This window comes from Pseudooceanicola endophyticus (assembly GCF_018760365.1).
Lineage (GTDB): Bacteria > Pseudomonadota > Alphaproteobacteria > Rhodobacterales > Rhodobacteraceae > Pseudooceanicola > Pseudooceanicola endophyticus.
In genome coordinates this window covers 253681-270911 of sequence record NZ_JAHIAB010000007.1, presented here as the reverse complement: position 1 = coordinate 270911, position 17231 = coordinate 253681, and the positions used below count along the sequence as shown (strand labels likewise).

Sequence of the window (17231 nt, the reverse complement as noted above, 5' to 3'; positions counted from 1 at the left end):
GGCGTGGGAGAGTAAGTCACCGCCAGACCTAGAAAAAACCTCATATACGATGACATAATCAAAACGGCCCCGAGCTTACAGCTCGGGGCCGTTGGCGTTTGTAATCCCCTTCAGATCAAATAACGCCCGGCCTAGTCTCAGGTCATGAGACCCGATGACCCGCTCTTCGACAGGCTGGCCCGCTCCCCCTTCCGCGCCGGCTTCCGCCTCGGGCCGAAGGAGCGCGCCTATGCGGACCAGAAGGGGAGATCCGTGATCGCCCGGCACGCCGCCGACTTCATCGCGCAGCGCCTCGCCCCCGCAGACCCGAAAAACGACGGCAAGCAGACCCCCATGCGGGGCCACCCCGTCTTCGTCGCCCAGCACGCCACCGCCTGCTGCTGCCGCGGATGCCTCCAGACCTGGCACGCCATCCCGAAGGGCCGTGCCCTCTCCGAAGATCAGCAGAACCGCATCCGGCAGATCCTCATCGCCTGGATCGACAGGCAGATGGGATATCGCCCCTGAAACCCGCCAGGAAAAAGGCCGGACGCGCAAACGTCCGGCCCCAAAGCCCTGCCTCTGAAACCGGGCCTCAGCCCAGGCCCAGCTTGCCTTCCAGCGTCGAAAGATCCTCCGCAAGCGTGTTCACCTTCGCTGACAAAATCGTCCGGTCCCCGTCGCTCAGATGCTCGTAAGAGACCGCGGTTGGAGGGGGGGCGGCTTCCGGTCCTGTTGGCAATGCTCGGATGGCGTCATTCGTTTGCTGGTAACGGTTCGCGGGATAGGCTGGCGGTGCGGCGGAGGGCTGGCGGCATGAGGATCGCGTTTGTGACCATGGTCTGGCAGGATCAGGCCTTCCTGGATCTGTGGCTGCGTTATTACGGCGCCATGGTCGGGCGCGCGCATCTTTATGTGCTGAACCATGGCGGTGATCCCGGGACGGCGGCGCAGGCGGAGGGGGCCAATGTGCTTGCGATCCCCCGCGATCCGCCAGATGCCCGGTTCGACCAGCGCCGATGGGCCATGCTGTCCGATATCGCCTCGGGGCTGAGCCGGATCTACGATATCGTCGTGGTCGGTGACGTGGATGAACTGATCCTGCCGCTGACCCCGGGCCTGTCCCTGGCGGCGCACCTGCAGGCCTGCCCGCCACAGGGGCTGAGCGCCCCGGCCGGCTATGAGCTCTTCCCCGACCAGCCGGACCCCATCGACCTGCGGCGCCCGGTGCTGCGGCAGGCGGGGGAGGGGGTGCTGAGCGGGGCCTACAGCAAGCCCTGCCTGCTGACCGGTCCGGTGCGGCTGGGGGCAGGGGGGCATGGCAGCCGGACCCGCTTTGCGCTTCGGCCCGACCTGGCGCTGCTGCATCTGCGGTTCCTGCCGCTGCCGGGGCAGGAGGCGCGGCGGCGCGAACGCGCGGCCCTGGCCCGGGCCGCCAGCGCCGAGGCCTCGCGCAGTTTCCTGGCGGGCTGGCGCCGTGCCGAGACGGTGCAGGCCAGGATCCGCGCCCGGTTCGAGGTTGCGCCCCGCGTGCCCTCCGCGATGGCGGCAGAGCGCGCCGGCCCGATACTGGAGGCGGCGCGCCGCCAGAAGGGCGCGCTGCATGGCATCGACATGCAGCAGGTCCGGCGGGCGGCTTTCCGGCTGGTGCTGGACGAGGCGCTGCGCGACCTGTTCTGATCCCGTCCACTCTCGCGCGTTAACGAGTTCTTCAGACTCTTCTGGGCCGGACGCCCTCCCTGACGTAACTTCGCCTTATCCGAAAATTGATGGGATTTCGTCCATGGAACCGCTTCTCCTGCTGTCTGCGGGGGTCTTCACTGTGCCCGATTACGACAAGCAGCTGCATTACCTCTCCGGGGCGGCGCTGTCGGTCCTGGCCGAACAGCAGCAGATGACCCCGCTGCAGACCTGCCTCTTTTCCCTCGGGGCCGGATTGGCCAAGGAGGCCTGGGATTCGACCGGACGCGGCGATGTGGAGATGGCCGATGTCGCCGCCACCAGCTTTGTCGGCTGCCATGTCCGGATTCGTTTCTGAGCCGCCTCCGGGAGGGGTTTGGGGGCCTGACGGTTCAGGATTTCCCGGTAAAATCCAACGGTTTTCGGGAATCCTGAAAGTTGACGCTGCGATCATGAAGTTTTTGTCAAAATATGGGCGAACCGCTCTTGCAGCCGCCCGGGGCACAGAGTAGATGAGGCCCACACCGCAGATACGGTGGTTGGCGCGGGGTGGAGCAGCCCGGTAGCTCGTCAGGCTCATAACCTGAAGGTCGTAGGTTCAAATCCTACCCCCGCAACCAATTAAGACGGTCCTCGCCCCCGGGTGGAGGATCGGGTCCCGGGACTTACCGGCCAGGGATCAAGACGCAAGCCGCAAACGCGGTCATTGGCGCGGGATGGAGCAGCCCGGTAGCTCGTCAGGCTCATAACCTGAAGGTCGTAGGTTCAAATCCTACTCCCGCAACCAATCTTCCAGCCTCGGCAGCTTTCGCTGCGGAGGTTTTTTGTTTTGGCGCCCGCGGTGTCCGTCCTGCGGGCCGGACCGGAGATCGCCATGTCCCCCTCGACCGTCCCGCTTAAGGTTCTCCTGCATGTGCCCGAGGAAACGGCGCTGCCGCGCGCGCGGGCCAATGCCCGCAACCTGCTGGCCGCCGCGCCGGGGACGGAGGTCGAGATCGTGGTGAATGCCGGGGCCGTGGCCGCTGCGCTGGCGCAGCCCGATCCCGGGACGGATGCCTTGCTTCGGCTCTGCGCCAACAGCCTGCGCGGGGCCGGGCTTTCGGCGCCGGCGGATCTGGTCGTGGTTCCGGCGGCGGTGCTGCATCTGGCGCAACGCCAGTCGGAAGGCTGGTCCTATATCCGGGCCTGAGCATCCGGCTGCCCTGAGGGCAGGCAAAGGCTGCTGAAATTTCGGACCCGGGCCCGGCGTCCGGCCCCGGGGGCCGGTCTGCCCTTGCCGTTCCAGCCCTGCGGGGCCACCGTCCCGCCGCAGCAGGGGAGGGTGTTCCGCGATGGCAGACAAGGTGAACGGCAGTGAGCGGGTCGCGGAAGACCTGACCGCGGCGATCCATGGCCGCCGCATCGCACCGGGCACCAAGCTGAACGAGGACGAGGTGGGCGCGGTCTTCGGTGTCAGCCGTACCGTGGCCCGGGCGGCGCTGCAGGCGCTGGCCCATCGCCAGCTGGTCGAACTGCGCCGCAACCGGGGCGCCTATGTCGCCCGGCCCTCGGCGCGCGAGGCCCGGGAAGTCTTCGAGGCCCGCCTGCTGCTGGAACCGCCGCTGGCCCGCCGGGCCGCCGACCGCATGACCGGCGCCGATCTGGACCGTCTGCGCAGCCACCTGTCCCCGGATGCCACGTCCGCAAGCGGCCCGGGAGCGCGGCTTTCCGGCGACTACCACGCCGAGATCGCCCGCATCGCCGGCCAGCAGACCCTGACCGAGATCCTCCTGCAACTGATCGCGCGGTCCTCGCTGATCCTGTCGCTGTACTGGCGGCGAAGCGAGGCCGCCGGGATGTCCCATGCCGGGCTGCAACGCGCCTTCGAGGCCCGCGATGCCGACCGGGCCGAGGCGGAGATGTCGCGCCACCTGGGCGATCTGGTCGCCGATCTCGATCTCGACGGCGGACGGGTGCCGCAATCGCTGCGCGAGGCGCTCGGAACCTGAGGGGCTCAGGCCATCGGGGCCAGCAGGTAGCGCCGTTCGAAATCCTCCGGCGGCACGGCCCGCCCGCCCAGATAGCCTTGGATGACCGAGCACCCCTCGCGGCGCAGCCAGGCCTTCTGGGTCTCGGTCTCGACCCCTTCCGCCACGGTCAGAAGCCCGAACCGGTCGGCCAGGGCCAGGATCGCGCGCAGGATCGTGGTGGCGCCCTCGTTGGCCTCGGGACGCGACAGGGGGGTGATGAAACTGCGGTCGATCTTGATCTCGGAGGCGATCAGCCGCTGCAGGTAGCTCAGAGAGGAATAGCCGGTGCCGAAATCATCGACCGAGATGGCCATGCCGCTGTCGCGCAGCTGATCGATATTGGCCAGCGCATTGCCCGAGGCCGCCACCAGGGAGGTCTCGGTGATCTCGACCGTCACGGCAGAGTAGGGCACGCCATGGGCCGCCAGGACCTCCAGCATCCGGGGGGCTAGGCTGGTGGCCTCGAAGCTGCGCGGAGAGATGTTGATGCTGGCGTTCAGGGCATGTCCGGCGCCATGCCAGCGGCCCATCTGCTGGGCGAAAAGCTCCATCACGTGGTAGTCGATCTCGGTGATCATCCCCGAGGTCTCGGCCACCATGATGAATTCGTCGGGGCGCACCTTGCCCAGCCTGGAGGAATTCAGCCGCAGCAGCGCCTCGGCTCCGACCAGCCGCTCTTCTCCCTGGAGCGAGAATTTCGGCTGGAAGACCAGCTGGAACTCGCGCCGCTTCAGGGCGAGGCGCAGGGCCTGGATCAGCTCCGTGCTGCGGGCGAAACGCTGCTCCATCCCGGCCGAGTAATGGGCGAAGCGGTTGCCGCCGGCGCTCTTGGCCATCTCGATCGCTAGCTCGGCCTTGCGCAGCAGCGCCTCGGGCGAAACATCGTCGGGTTCCTGGACGCTGATGCCGATGCTGGAGGTCAGGTAGAAGGTGGCGCCGTCCAGCTCACAGGGTTCGGCAATGGCCTGGCACAGGGTATGGGCAATGCGCTCGGCGATCTCGGGGCCGTCACAATCCACGAAGGCGACGAAACAGTCGCTTTCGGTGCGCGCCAGGCGGGTCTTGCCGCCCAGGATCGCGGTGATGCGCGCGGCCAGCAGGCAGATCAGCCGGTTGCCGATGTCCTGCCCCAGCACGGTGCGGATGCGCTTGAACTTGTCGAGGTCCATCGACAGCACATACACCCGTCCCAGCCCGCCGGCATCCATCGCCCGTCCCAGCATCCGGTTGAAATGGCGCCGGTTGGGCAGGTCGGTCAGCAGGTCGTGGTCGGCATCGTAAAGCGCCTTCTCGGCCACCGCGCGGCGCGCCTCGTCGGCATCGAAACGCGCGGTCACGTCGGTGAGGGAGATCACCCGCTGCCCCGAGGGCTGGGCGCCGCTCAGCGGCGAGGCATTGACCGAATAGATCACCCGCCGCCCCTCGGCCCCGGGCCTTGAGAACATCAGGTCGCGCACCGGCGCCCGGGTGGTGGCGACGTCGGAGAAGGGGATTGCCGCCGAGGCGGGGTTGGTCACCACCGGGCTGAACGGCCAGAGGGCTGCCGGCAGGCTGCGCCCGGGGTCAAAACTGTCGAGGATGCGCCCGGCTTCGGAGTTGCTGAAGATGCAGCGACCATCGGCGCTGCAGACCACCAGCGCCGAGACCCCGGTCTCGGTCACGGTCGACAGGAAGTCTCGCTCGGCACGCAGGGCGTTTTCCAGTTCAAGTTGCTTGGTGATCACCGTCGCGACGATGACGAAGCCGGACAGGGCGCCCTGGGCGTCGTGCAGCGGCTGCATGTTGAAGGTGATCCAGAAGGGTCGGCCGTTCCGGTCGAAGCAGATGTCGCGGCCTTCGCAACCCTCGCCCGCCAGCAGCGCCGCCAGCACCTTCTCGGCGGTGTCGGTGCCCCGGGCCGCGCCGCCGATCATCTCCTGCATCCGCTGGCCGCGCAGTTCGGCCAGGCTGTAGCCGGTCTGGGTCTCGAAGGCGCGGTTGGCCCAGGTGATCAGCCCCTCGGTGTCGATGATGGCGACCAGGTTGGTCATCAGCTCGACCACCCGGCCCAGGCGCTGCAGCTCGGTCTCGCTTTCGATCCGGTCGGTGATGTCGCGCAGCACCAGCAGGTAGCCCAGCCCCTCGCCGCGGCGGCGTGGCGCGCAATGCGATCCCGACACCTCGTACCAGGCGCTGCTGTTGGCGGTGCTGAACCGGTGGATGCGGCATTGGACGCGATCGTTCTCGTCGATTTCCCGCATGTAGTTGCGCAGGTCGCGGGCCAGGTCCGCGGGCAGGGCCTCTTCCAGCAGGGCGCCCGCCATCAGGCCGGGGGCGTCGATCTCGTGGGGGCTGTCCGGAGAGACCACGCTGCGCAGCCGCCCGTCGGGGCCGATCTCGAACATGAGGTCCGGCATGGCCCAGTGGGCGGCGGTGCGGATCTCGTTCGACAGCGGATCGCCGGACTGGCCCTGCGCGTCCAGCCGGGGGCGGGCCTGCTGGGTCAGCGTCAGCAGCAGGTCCGCGATCATGCTGAGCAGGTTGGGGTCGCGCAGTGCGCCGGCTTCCAGCACCTCTCCCTGGTCGAAGATCAGCACCCCGGCCATGCGCCGCCCCGAGAACATCGGCATCAGGTAGACCGCGCTGTCGAGGAAGGGATTCGCGGCGCCCCGGGGCAGCCGCAGCCCGCTGCCGCTCTGGATCTGTTCCAGCGTCTCGGGCAGCACCTGGGCATCGACGGTTTCGGGGCCCAGGGGGGGCATCCCGCTGCGGTGGGTCCAGTCGAACAGCTTGCGCAGCCCGCCGTCGGCGCGCCGGCCGTAGATCGCGATGCGCCCGGCGCCATAGTAATCGGCCAGGTGTCCGAGGGTGCCACGCACCGCGACGTCGAAATCGTCGTCGGCGGCGTTCAGGGCAAGCTGCATGAGCTGCCCGAGCAGGGTTTCCCGTGCCTTTTTCCGGTCTGTAGGCACGGTTTCCTGCACCTCGATGTCTTTCCAGGTCTGGGGGGCTTCGGTTGCGCTTTTCATATGTGCCGGAACGTTGCTGCCCGCTGACTGCGACGGGATCCGCGAGAATATTTCTCGCAAGATCTTTCGCGTTACTGCAAGGCTCTCAAAGCGTTTTTTTCGTTTCCGCGCGGTATGGTATCCAGATGCAACGCTCACGGGGGCGACGGTCCGTCCCCCGAGTTAGCCTCACCTGACGTCGCGGCGCAAGGCCTTGACGCCAAGGCGCGTCAGCTCACCTGAGCAAAATGGACCGTTCGGGACGGCCCGGTGCCGGTATGCCACGGATCGTCCTGACGTTGTTTTGTGCACGCTGCACGGGCCGGCCGGAAAGCGGGGTGTGTACAGGTTGAGTGAGTCGGGAGAACAGGCGGAAATTATCCATTTTCCTGCGACATTTGCGCAACCCTATCCTTAATTGCCGCTTGAAGCGCAGGGGGGGACTCAGGTCCAATCCCGTCAAGATTTAACCTTATGTTAACTTGGTGATTACGCGTCAGAGAGTCGCGTGTATTTTGGACGACAAGCCGTTATGAAATCCGATTACCCCCCGAGACGCGCGATCATGTCATTAAAGAATCTTGCCCTGGCGGCCACCCTTCTGGTGGCGGCCTGCACTGCGCCGGGCCTCATGCCCTTCGAACGCCAGGCGATCCAGGATACCGTCCAGTACCGTATTGGCAGCCTCAAGCAGATGTGGGTGGCGCCGAAGCCGACCCTGATCATGGTCCAGCGCGATCTGGGGCGCGACCGCGAGCAGCTGATCGGCCTGCAGAACGAGACCACCCTGCCGGGCGACAACTTCCTGTGGGTGCGGGCGCGGGCCAGCAACGGTCTGTCCTCGGTCGGGCGGTTCACCCTTGCCGGGCTGACAGAGCGTTTCGGCAGCGTGCCGGCGCCGTTCAAAAAGCTGGACGAGCAGAACCTCAACAGCGCCGAGGACAGCCTGGGCAGCTACTTCTGGCAGGAATACCGCACCGGCGTTTCGACGGTCTGCGTGCTGGCCTTCCGCCGCACCACCAGCGGCGCGCGGGAACTGCCGGGCAATGCCGCGGATCTGGAGATGCTGATGCGCAACTGCGTCAACGGCACGGTCCAGGAGGCGCTGGCGCCGATCCGCGACACCCAGATCAGTTTCGGCGTGATCTCCAGCCCCTCCGCCCCGCAGGGCGGCAACCGGATGCTGTCGCCCCTGGCGGCGCCCCTTCAGTAAGGCCGGCGAGGGCCGACAGGAGCGAATGACACAACCATGAGCCGCCTTTTCCGGAACAAGACGACCCGCAACGCACCCATCTTCGTGCTGTGGTGCGTGCTGCTGGTGCCGATCGCGGTGCTGATCAGCGTCCCCACCTCGACGGCGGGGCAGGCCTTCCTGGGCATTGTCGCCGTGGTCATCGTGGCCGCGCTCAAGCCCTTCGCCAACCGCATCGTGCCGCGCTTCTTCCTGCTGGCCACGGCCAGCGTGCTGGTGATGCGTTACTGGATCTGGCGCGTGATCGAGACGCTGCCCGAGCCCAGCCACCCGCTGCCCTTCATCATTGCGGTGATCCTGCTGCTGGTCGAGACCTACTCGATCTGCGTGTTCATGCTGAACGCCTTCATCTCGGCCGACCCGACGCAGCGCCGCTTCCCGCCTCAGGTCGACCCCGAGAACCTGCCGACCGTGGACATCCTTGTGCCCTCCTACAACGAGCCGACCGAGATGCTCTCGATCACGCTCGCGGCGGCCAAGAACATGATCTACCCGAAGGACAAGCGCACGGTCGTGCTGTGCGATGACGGCGGCACCGATCAGCGCTGCAACCATTCCAACCCCGACATCGCCGAGGCCGCCCGGGCCCGCCGCGCGGAATTGCAGGACCTGTGCGCCCGCCTCGGGGTGAAATATTCGACCCGCGCCAAGAACGAGAACGCCAAGGCCGGCAACATGTCCGCCGCGATGGAGCACCTGGACGGCGACCTGGTGGTGGTCTTCGATGCGGACCACGTCCCCTCGCGCGATTTCCTGGCGCGCACGGTGGGCTATTTCGTCGATGATCCGAAGCTGTTCCTGGTGCAGACGCCGCACTTCTTCATCAACCCCGACCCGATCCAGCGGAACCTCGAGCTGAGCCACAAGTGCCCGCCCGAGAACGAGATGTTCTATTCCACCGTGCACCGGGGGCTGGACCGCTGGGGCGGGGCCTTCTTCTGCGGCTCCGCGGCGGTGCTGCGGCGTGCCGCGCTGGACAGCGTGGGCGGCTTCGCCGGCGAGACGATCACCGAGGATGCCGAGACCGCGCTGGAAATCCACTCCCAGGGCTGGAAGAGCCTCTACATCGACCGTGCGATGATCGCCGGGCTGCAGCCGGAAACCTTCGCCTCCTTCATCCAGCAGCGCGGCCGCTGGGCCACCGGCATGATGCAGATGCTGCTGCTGAAGGGGCCGCTGTTCCGCAAGGGCCTGCGGCTGCAGCAGCGGCTGTGCTACATCAACTCCATGAGCTTCTGGCTCTTCCCGCTGATCCGGCTGACCTACCTGCTGATCCCGCTGGTCTACCTGTTCTTCGGGGTCGAGATCTTCGTCGCCAGCTTCCCGGAAGTCATGGCCTACATGCTGAGCTACCTGGCCACCGCCTTCCTGGTGCAGAACGCGCTCTATGCCCGGACCCGCTGGCCGATGATCTCGGAGATCTACGAGGTCGCCCAGGCGCCCTATCTGGCCAAGGCGGTCTTCAAGACCGTGCTGCGTCCGCGCGCCGCCAGCTTCGCCGTGACCGCCAAGGACGAGACCCTGGCCGAGAACTACATCTCGGGCATCCACTGGCCGCTGACCGTGCTCTGGCTGGGCATGGCCGCCGGGGTGGTGGCGCTGGCTATCCGCTGGGTGATGTTCCCCGGGGACCACTCGGTCCTCGCGGTGGTGGGGGGCTGGGCCCTTTTCAACTTCATCCTGGTCTCGATCGCCTATCGCGCGGTGGCAGAGAAGCAGCAGCGCCGCTCCTCGCCGCGGGTGCCGATGAACGTGCAGGGCACCTTCTGGGCCTCCGAGACCACGGACGAGGAACTGCCCGCGCGCATCCTCGATGCGTCGACCAGCGGCGCCCGCGTCCTGGTGGAAGGCGTGTCCAACGTCTGGCGCCACTCCGAGGAGATCAAGGGCAAGAAGATCTGGTTCAAGCCGCATTTCCCCGAGTCGCCCAAGCTTGAGACCCGGGTGCGTGCCAAGGTCATGTCGGTGATGACGACGCCGCGCGGCCAGGTGCTGGGTCTGCTGATCGACGCCGACCAGGACCTCAAGGTGCGCGAGACGGTGGCCTTCCTGATCTTTGGCGACAGCGAGAACTGGCGCCGGATGCGCGCTGCCAGCAGCAACCGCAAGGGGCTTCTGGGCGGGCTGGTCTACCTGCTGGGCCTCTTCGTGCGCGGCACACCGCGCCTGATCGCCGATTTCGCCAAGGAGCCCGGCCGCCGGGCCCGGATCGCCGCCACCGTCCCGGCCGAGAAGAAGGCCGCGCACCTTCTGGCCTTCGGTGTCGACCTTGATGACAAGACCGCCCAGGCCCAGGACGACGAGTTCTCGCGCCTGGCCCGGGAAACGAGGGAAGCCTCATGAGCGCTGCAGAGACCCTGAAAATCGGACGCGGGCTGGGTGTGGTCGCGGTCTGCGCCGGCATCGCCCTGGCCGCCGCGCCGCAGCCGCTTCTGGCCCAGCAGAGCGAGGACAGCGTGCCCACGGTCGATCTGCGTCCGCTGATGCAGAAGCTGGAACCGCGGGCCACCGCGTCCTCCGACGCGGCCCCGGCGGCGGCGACCCCCGCCCAGGCAGGCAGCGCCGGTGAGATGCCAAGCTACGTGCGCGGCAGCGGCACCGACATGGCCCTGCCCACCGGGGCCGGTGTCGAGAGCGTCGCGCCGGTGCAGGATGTGCTGCTGCCGATGCAGGTCGTGAATGGCCCGGCCATCGGCGCGAACCGCATCGTCCGGCTGTCGGGCGAACGCGCCAGCCGCACCTTCCACGTCAATGTCCCCAATGCCGAGGCCGCCAACGACCTGCGGCTGTCCTACCGGATCAGCATCAACGTGCTGCCGGAGCGCTCTCAGATCCGGGTCAGGGTGAACGGCACCGAGGTCGATCCGATCCAGCCCCATGCCTTCACCGGGTTCGAGCCGATCACCCTGCCGAAGAACCTGCTGGTGACGGGGGACAACGTGATCGAGGTGACGGTGCAGGAATCGCACCGGATCTTCTGCGGCCCCGATGCCAGCTTCGAGATCTGGACCGAGTTCGATCTGAACAACAGCGGCGTGACCGTGACGCCGGGCAGCCTGCCGCTGGATTCCGAGGGCTTTGCCGCCGCGCTTCAGGCCCAGCTTTCGCTGCGCCAGTCGATCCCGGTCCGTCTGCCCAAGGGCAGCCCGCCGGGCATCCTGAAGGAGCTGGCGCAGCGGCTCTCGGCACTGCGCAACGGCACGCCGGTCACGCTCGAGACGCTCAGCCCCTACGACATGTCGCTGGCCGCCGCGCCGATCGCCCGGATCAGCGTCGTGCCCGGGGCCGCCGGCGCCGAGATCCGCCGCGGGGCCGACGGGGCCGCCGTGCTGGTGCTGTCGGAAACTCCCTCGGGCGACGGGCTGGACCTGCGCGGCCTGGACGAGTTCCTGCCGGCCCCGGGGCCGGTCGGCGATGTCGCGCACCTGGCGCCCGGCACGGCTGAGACGCTGCGCGCGCTGAAGTTCACCGACCTGTCGACCTACAACCACTATTCCGAACAGCAGGTGGCCTTCCGGCTGCCCAGCGACTGGCTGGAGCTTTCCTCTCAGGAGGGGCTGCTGCGGCTCAGCTACCAGTTCGCCGACGGGCTGCCCTACAACGCGCTGATGCTGGTGAAGGTGAACGGAACCACCGTGCGCCTGCTGCCGCTGGGCCAGGGCGGGGCCGGGCAGATGCTGCCGCTGCTGGACGTGGGCTTCCCGGCGCGGCTGATGCATCCCGGTGTCAACCAGGTCACCTTCGAGGCCATGGTGCCCGGCGATCCCGCCGACCTGCCTTGCCCGACCTACGACACGCCGCTGCTGACCATCAACCCGGACTCGACCCTGCTGGTGCCGAAGATGCCGGAAATGACCACGCTCGACCTGCGGGCGCCGCTGGCGGCGGTGCGCCCCGATCAGGTCAGTGCCGACGGAGCCGCCGGCAGCCATGCCGAACGCACCCTGCACGCGCTGGAAACCGCGCTGCGCCCGATCGACGGCGTGACCCAGATCGGCAGCGCCGCGCTGCATGTCATCGACGCCAGCAGCCTGGACCAGCTGAAGCTTGGCGCGCTTGGCCTGACCCGCCGCGAATTCGAGGAAATCTTCTATGCCTCGCGCCCCGCGGCGCTGACCCAGCCGATCCAGGATCCCTCGACGCGCAGCTGGTTCATGCCGGCGGTGCGCCAGACGGCGGCGGCACTGGCGCAGAATCTGCGCGACCTGGCCAAGCCCGGCGAGGGGCCGCTGAACCTGTGGCTTTCCTCCCGCAAGGCCGATGCCGCGCTGGTGATCCCCGACCAGAACATGCCCGATGACATGTGGCTGGTGCTGGGGCCGCAGGTCGATCCGGCCTTTGCCGCCCAGGCGGTGGCGCAGGCGCGGATCTCGGCCGAGGGGCCACATGGCCGGGTGGCCCTGCTCAATGCCTCCGACGGCACCTGGTCCAGCTGGACCGACACCTCGCGGCCACCGGTTCTGCATGAGCCGCTGACGCCGCGCAACTTCCGGGCCGTGGCAGGCAATTACGCCTCCTGGTCTCCGTTCTTCTTCGTCGCCGTGCTGCTTGGGCTGACCGTGATTTCGGTTATCGTGGCACTGGTCTTCGTCATTTCCACCCGGGGGGCACGAAAGCAATGAACCGCAGAACCCTTCTTCGCGGACTGGCCGCGGGCACCACCGGGCTGATCCTGGGCTCCGGCCTGGAGTTGCGGCCCGCCCTGGCGCAGGACGCTGCCGACCCGGGCCTGCCGGACGCGCAGGCCCCCCAGACCGTGGCCGATCTTCTGGTCGCGCCCTGGGCGGCCTGGAAAGCCGCCTACCTGGCCCGCGACGGCCGGGTCGTCGATGCCCTTCAGCAAGGCGCCAGCCATTCGGAAAGCCAGGGCTACGGCCTGCTGCTGGCGGCGATGATGGAGGACAACCCGACCTTCGACCTGATCTACCGCTGGACCGAGGCCAACCTGGCGGTGCGCGCCGATGCGCTGCTGGCCTGGCGCTGGCTGCCTTCCGGGGCGACCCGGGTGCCGGACCGCAACAATGCCAGCGACGGCGACCTGTTCTATGCCTGGGCGCTGGCGATCCGCGGCCAGCGCGATCAGAACCCGGCGCTGATCGAACGGGCCGGCGCCATTGCCAATGCGCTGGTGGCGAAATGCGTGGTGCCTTCGCCCGACGGGTCGGGGCGGCTGCTGCTGACGCCGGCTGCCGACGGTTTCGCCCGCGACGACGGGATGATCATCAACCCCTCCTACTACATGCCGCGCGCGATGCGCGAGCTGGCCCAGATCACCGGTGTCCAGGCGCTGGCCACCTGCGCCACCGACGGAGAGATGCTGGTGGCGGGCCTTGCGGCTGGCGGGCTGGTGCCGGACTGGATCCTGGTCACCGCCTCGGGCAACCGGGCGGCGCCGGGCAAGTCCTTCAACAACGGCTACGAGGCGATGCGGGTGGCGCTGTTCCAGATCTGGTCCGGCAACGGCGCCAGCCTTGCGGTCAGCCAGCAGGCCCAGGCCTATCGCAACGCGCAACAGGCGGGGCAGGCCGGGCAGGACAGCTACGTGACGGTCTTCGACCGCAGCACCGGCCGCGTCCTCGAGACCAGCCCGAATGTCGGCTACGGGGCAATCGCGGCGCTGGTGAACTGCGCCGCCGATATCGCCCATGGCGCCGAGATCCCGTTCTACCTGACCGTGGATCAGCCGTATTATCCGGCGACCCTTCACCTCATGACCCTGATTTCCCAAGTGCAGAGCGCCGCGACATGCCAGCCCATCTGAAAACCCCGACCCATGCGCTGCGCTCCGTGCTTCTGGCGGGCCTGGTGGCCGTGACCCTGCCGCTGTCGGCCCTGGCCCAGGATGCCACCCCCAGCAACGAGGACCTGCGGGCGCTGCGCTTCTACATCGAGCAGAACCAGACCGCTGCGGTCACCGCCGAGGTCAGCCGCCTGCAGAAGGCCTTCCCGGGCTGGACGCCGCCCAGTGACCTCAAGCAGCTGCTGGTCACCGGCCCGACCACCGAGATCGCCAATATCTACGCCCGGCTGTCGCGCAACGATATCACCGGCGCCCAGGCGCTGATCGCGCAGACCAAGGAAAAGTATCCCAGCTGGACGGTGCCGTCGGACCTGCAGGCGCAGATCAAGCTGACCCAGGCGCAGAAAAGCTTTGATGCGGCGGTGGCCGGGCGCGATGTCGCCTCGGCGCTGGAGCTGGTCTCGGACACGCCGGCGCTGCTGCGCTGCGACCGGATCAACAATACCTGGAACCTTGCCCTGTTGCAGGAACAGGCCGGCAACAAGTCCGGGGCCTATCTGACCTACCAGCAGATCGTCGCCACCTGCAACGGCATCCCCGACTTGGTGGCCACGATCGAGAAGTCCGATGCCGTGACCACGCCGCAGCAGCTGGAGGGGCTGGTGGATGCCGCAAAGGCCCGCTTCGTCACCCAGAGCGCCACCTTCGACGCGCTGGAACAGCGGCTGCTGGCCGGGCGAGGCCTGACCCAGGGCACCACCACCAGCGCAACGAAGACGACGACGCCCGCGCCGCGCAGCACGACGACCAGCGCCGCGCCGCGCACGGCTCCGGTCGCGCGGGCGCCCAGCACGCCGCGCCCCGCGCCGGTGCAGACCAGCCTGCCGCGTTCCGGCGACAACCGCCTGTCGCGCACCCGGGCCGATGCCAAGACCGGCAGCTGGGCCGCCTGTGCCGCAGATTCGGCCAATCCCCGGTCCCTCGACATCGCCTATGAGCGCGCCTGGTGCGTCTACAACCTGGACCGTCCGCTGGAAGCGCTGTCCTATTTCTCCATGGCGGCGCAGGGTGGGCTGGGCAGCACCGTGGCCCGCGATGCCCGTTTCGGCATGGCGCTGGCCCTGCTCAAGCGCGAGATGACCGACGATGCCTCCCGCGTGGCCGCGAGCAGCGATTTCACCATGGATCAGCGCCGCGAGATCGAGGGCCAGATCCTCAATCAGCGCGGCGTGCGGGCCTACAACACCCGCCAGTACGCCAAGTCGGTGCAGTATTTCGATGCGCTGCAAAAGCTGAAAGGCGGCGCGATCACCCGGGACCTGGCGCTGATGCGCGGCTATGCGATGCTGAACATGGGCAAGCGCGAAGAGGCCCGGACCGAGTTCGAACGCCTGAACAACGAACTGTCGACCGCAGAAACCCGGGCGGCCCTGGCCGCCACCTACTAAGGAACTGACCATGCGCAAGGCGATCGGCATTTCGGCCCGGGTTCTGCCGGGGATCCTGCTGCTGGGTCTGGCGGCCTGCGGCGGCGGGGGCGGCGGTGGCGGTTCGACCGGCAATGCCCCCTCCGAGGGGACCGAGATCGACACCCCTGGCATCGAGAGCTACGTCACCGACGACACCGGCTATACCCGGGCGCGGATCACCACCGGCACCGGCACCGACGATGCCACGGTGCTGAACGCCTTCGACACCGGCGACAGTCCGGCGGGCTACAAGCGGCTGATCACGCTGACCGAGCAGAAGTACCTCGACAACATGAACATCGAGGTCATCGCCCAGATGTCGAGCGAGGAGGACGATGCCACCGTCGTCCGCATCCTGCGCCTGACCGCCGACCAGGGGCCCTTCGACAATGTCGATGACAACGGCGACCTGATCGCCTCGGGCAAGTACTACTTCCGCGGCAGCGCGCAGGTCTATGCCTCGGTCGATGGCGGCGATCTGCAGGTCGGGGTCGGCGATCTGGAGAACCTGGTGGTCGATTTCGACAGCGAGACGGTCACCATCGACCTGCGCACCCCCTACGATCCCGACAACGGTTCCGACATCGAGACCGAGCTGACGGCGGAAGTGCCGCTGAACGTGCTGACCGGGACCTTCGGCGGCGACGTGACGCTCAGCTCGCGCTCGGCCAGCACCGGAGAGACGACGACCGCCTCGGGCGAGCTGCGCGGCAATATCAATGGCGATGAGGACGGCCTGTCGCGGCTGGTCGAGAACATGACCACCTCGGGCATCTTCAGCGTCTCGGGCGACAGCCTGGACGCCACCGGCATCTTCTGGGGCAGCCAGCTGAATTATGACGACTAGGATCTGGAGGGGCGTCTGGGGCGCCGCGCTTCTGGCACTGGTGCTGGCAGGCCCGGCGCGGGCGCAGGAAGATGCCGGCTGGGGCAGCGGCCCCGCGACCGGGCGCACCGAAAGCTCCGAACAGCTGCGGGAAACCGCGCAGCTTGTCGTCTCGGAGCGGCTGCGGACCTATGCGCTGGCGCACGGGCTGGCCTCGGGCGGGCCGGATCTGGGCACCGCGCTGGATCTCAAGACCCTGCTGGAGCGGCAGGGCTTCTACCTTGAGGGCAAGGGGTTTCACCGCATCGACGCGGCCCAGGCGCTGTATCCGACGCTGTCCTACGTGCCCAATTTCAACGGCGGCGCGCCGCAGGACAAGCTGACCCTGGCGGGCCTGACCTTCACCCTGCGCGAGGATCTGCGCGCCCGCGATGCCTGGGCGGCGGGGCTGGGCTATGACGGCCTCGTCCGGTTCGGCTGGTCCGAGGGGCGCTACATCGAGATGCGCGGCCAGGTCGCGGGAATGCGGGCCCTGTCAGAGGACATGACCCAGAGGCGGGGGCGGGTTTCGGTCTGTTCGCGCAACCATGTCGCGGGCTGGACCTTCGTCGATGGCTGTCTGGTCCATGCCGAGAACCACCGCGTGCTGTCGGATGTCACCCAGGACCTGGTGGAGCTTTCGGCCTCCCATCTGTTCGAGCGCGGCCAGACCCGGCACGAGCTGGGCGCGGCGCTGCTGCGCGCCTGGCAGGAGGATCGGCGTCGCGACATGGTCGAGCTGACGCTGGATTCGGTCTGGCGGCGCGATGCCACGCGGCTGACCTTCGATGTCACGACCCCGGCCGAAGACGAGGACGGCCTGGCGCTGGGGCTGTCGGGCGACATCCGCTGGCGGATCGCCGGACGGGTCGCCGGGGTGGGGCTGTCGGTGTCGCGCTCGGCGCGGACCTGGTTCCTTGGCCAGGAGCGGATCGACCGGGGGATCGGCGTCAGCGGGCTGCTTCAGATCAGCCGGGACCTGAGCATGACCGTGGCACTGTCGCGCATCGACTCGAGCGTCGATTTCTTCGACGACCGGCAGCTTGCCGTGAATTTCAGCTACCAGTTCCCCTAGGGCCCGGACGGTGCCGGATGGTCATTTCCGCAAGCGTGGCGATGCGTTAATCATCACAATTTCTTGTGCAGGTTCGTCAACCTTTTCCGCGCGGGTCAAGAGCCCGGCCCGGCTGGCCCTTGGCCCGTCCTTGTGCCCCGTGCGGGCGCGGTCCCGAAGGGGGCGCCTGTATACA

General features: G+C 67.9%; 13 protein-coding genes and 2 tRNA genes. 14 read left to right on the top strand and 1 reads right to left on the bottom strand.

Annotated features, from left to right (window positions below; all coding sequences use genetic code 11):
* The first annotated feature begins 144 nt into the window (after positions 1–144).
* The 7 genes from KM176_RS14265 (at position 145) to KM176_RS14235 (ending at position 3647) form a co-directional block, all read left to right on the top strand.
* Positions 145–507, top strand: coding sequence for a DUF4186 domain-containing protein (locus KM176_RS14265; RefSeq protein ID WP_160897320.1), 363 nt, complete (start codon positions 145–147; stop codon positions 505–507).
* A 288-nt stretch (positions 508–795) separates the two neighbouring features.
* Entirely contained in the window at positions 796–1659 is an 864-nt protein-coding gene (locus KM176_RS14260) for a glycosyltransferase family 2 protein (protein WP_160893866.1), read from the top strand.
* 103 nt (positions 1660–1762) lie between these two features.
* Positions 1763–2017, top strand: coding sequence for a hypothetical protein (locus tag KM176_RS14255; protein WP_160893868.1), 255 nt, complete (start codon positions 1763–1765; stop codon positions 2015–2017).
* A 185-nt stretch (positions 2018–2202) separates the two neighbouring features.
* A tRNA-Met gene (locus KM176_RS14250) sits at positions 2203–2279 on the top strand.
* A gap of 90 nt (positions 2280–2369) precedes the next feature.
* Positions 2370–2446, top strand: a tRNA-Met gene (locus KM176_RS14245).
* An 87-nt stretch (positions 2447–2533) separates the two neighbouring features.
* Positions 2534–2848, top strand: a complete 315-nt coding sequence (locus KM176_RS14240) for a hypothetical protein (protein ID WP_160893870.1) — start codon at positions 2534–2536, stop codon at positions 2846–2848.
* Positions 2849–2990: 142 nt separating this feature from the next.
* Positions 2991–3647, top strand: a complete 657-nt coding sequence (locus tag KM176_RS14235; protein ID WP_160893872.1) for a GntR family transcriptional regulator — start codon at positions 2991–2993, stop codon at positions 3645–3647.
* Between the two features lie 5 nt (positions 3648–3652).
* Here the strand turns inward: KM176_RS14235 and KM176_RS14230 are convergent, their stop codons facing one another.
* Positions 3653–6676, bottom strand: a complete 3024-nt coding sequence (locus KM176_RS14230; protein WP_160893874.1) for a sensor domain-containing protein — start codon at positions 6674–6676, stop codon at positions 3653–3655.
* Between the two features lie 544 nt (positions 6677–7220).
* Between KM176_RS14230 and KM176_RS14225 the strand changes: the two genes are divergently transcribed.
* Genes KM176_RS14225 through KM176_RS14195 form a run of 7 tightly spaced genes read left to right on the top strand, consistent with a single transcriptional unit; the run spans position 7221 to position 17056 of the window.
* Entirely contained in the window at positions 7221–7868 is a 648-nt protein-coding gene (locus KM176_RS14225; RefSeq protein ID WP_160893876.1) for a hypothetical protein, read from the top strand.
* 36 nt (positions 7869–7904) lie between these two features.
* Entirely contained in the window at positions 7905–10250 is a 2346-nt protein-coding gene (bcsA, locus tag KM176_RS14220) for a UDP-forming cellulose synthase catalytic subunit (RefSeq protein ID WP_160893878.1), read from the top strand.
* A complete protein-coding gene (locus KM176_RS14215; protein ID WP_160893880.1) occupies positions 10247–12529 on the top strand; it encodes a cellulose biosynthesis cyclic di-GMP-binding regulatory protein BcsB in 2283 nt (760 codons plus the stop codon). Before bcsA ends, KM176_RS14215 begins: the two co-directional genes overlap by 4 nt.
* Entirely contained in the window at positions 12526–13668 is a 1143-nt protein-coding gene (locus KM176_RS14210; protein WP_160893882.1) for a glycosyl hydrolase family 8, read from the top strand. The genes KM176_RS14215 and KM176_RS14210 overlap by 4 nt, the downstream gene beginning before the upstream one ends.
* Positions 13653–15095, top strand: a complete 1443-nt coding sequence (locus tag KM176_RS14205) for a hypothetical protein (protein WP_160893884.1) — start codon at positions 13653–13655, stop codon at positions 15093–15095. The genes KM176_RS14210 and KM176_RS14205 overlap by 16 nt, the downstream gene beginning before the upstream one ends.
* Positions 15096–15105: 10 nt before the next feature.
* Positions 15106–15963 (top strand): viral aspartic protease, encoded by an 858-nt coding sequence (locus KM176_RS14200; protein ID WP_160893886.1) that lies wholly within the window; start codon positions 15106–15108, stop codon positions 15961–15963.
* A complete protein-coding gene (locus tag KM176_RS14195) occupies positions 15953–17056 on the top strand; it encodes a hypothetical protein (protein WP_160893887.1) in 1104 nt (367 codons plus the stop codon). Before KM176_RS14200 ends, KM176_RS14195 begins: the two co-directional genes overlap by 11 nt.
* The last annotated feature ends 175 nt before the right edge of the window (positions 17057–17231 follow it).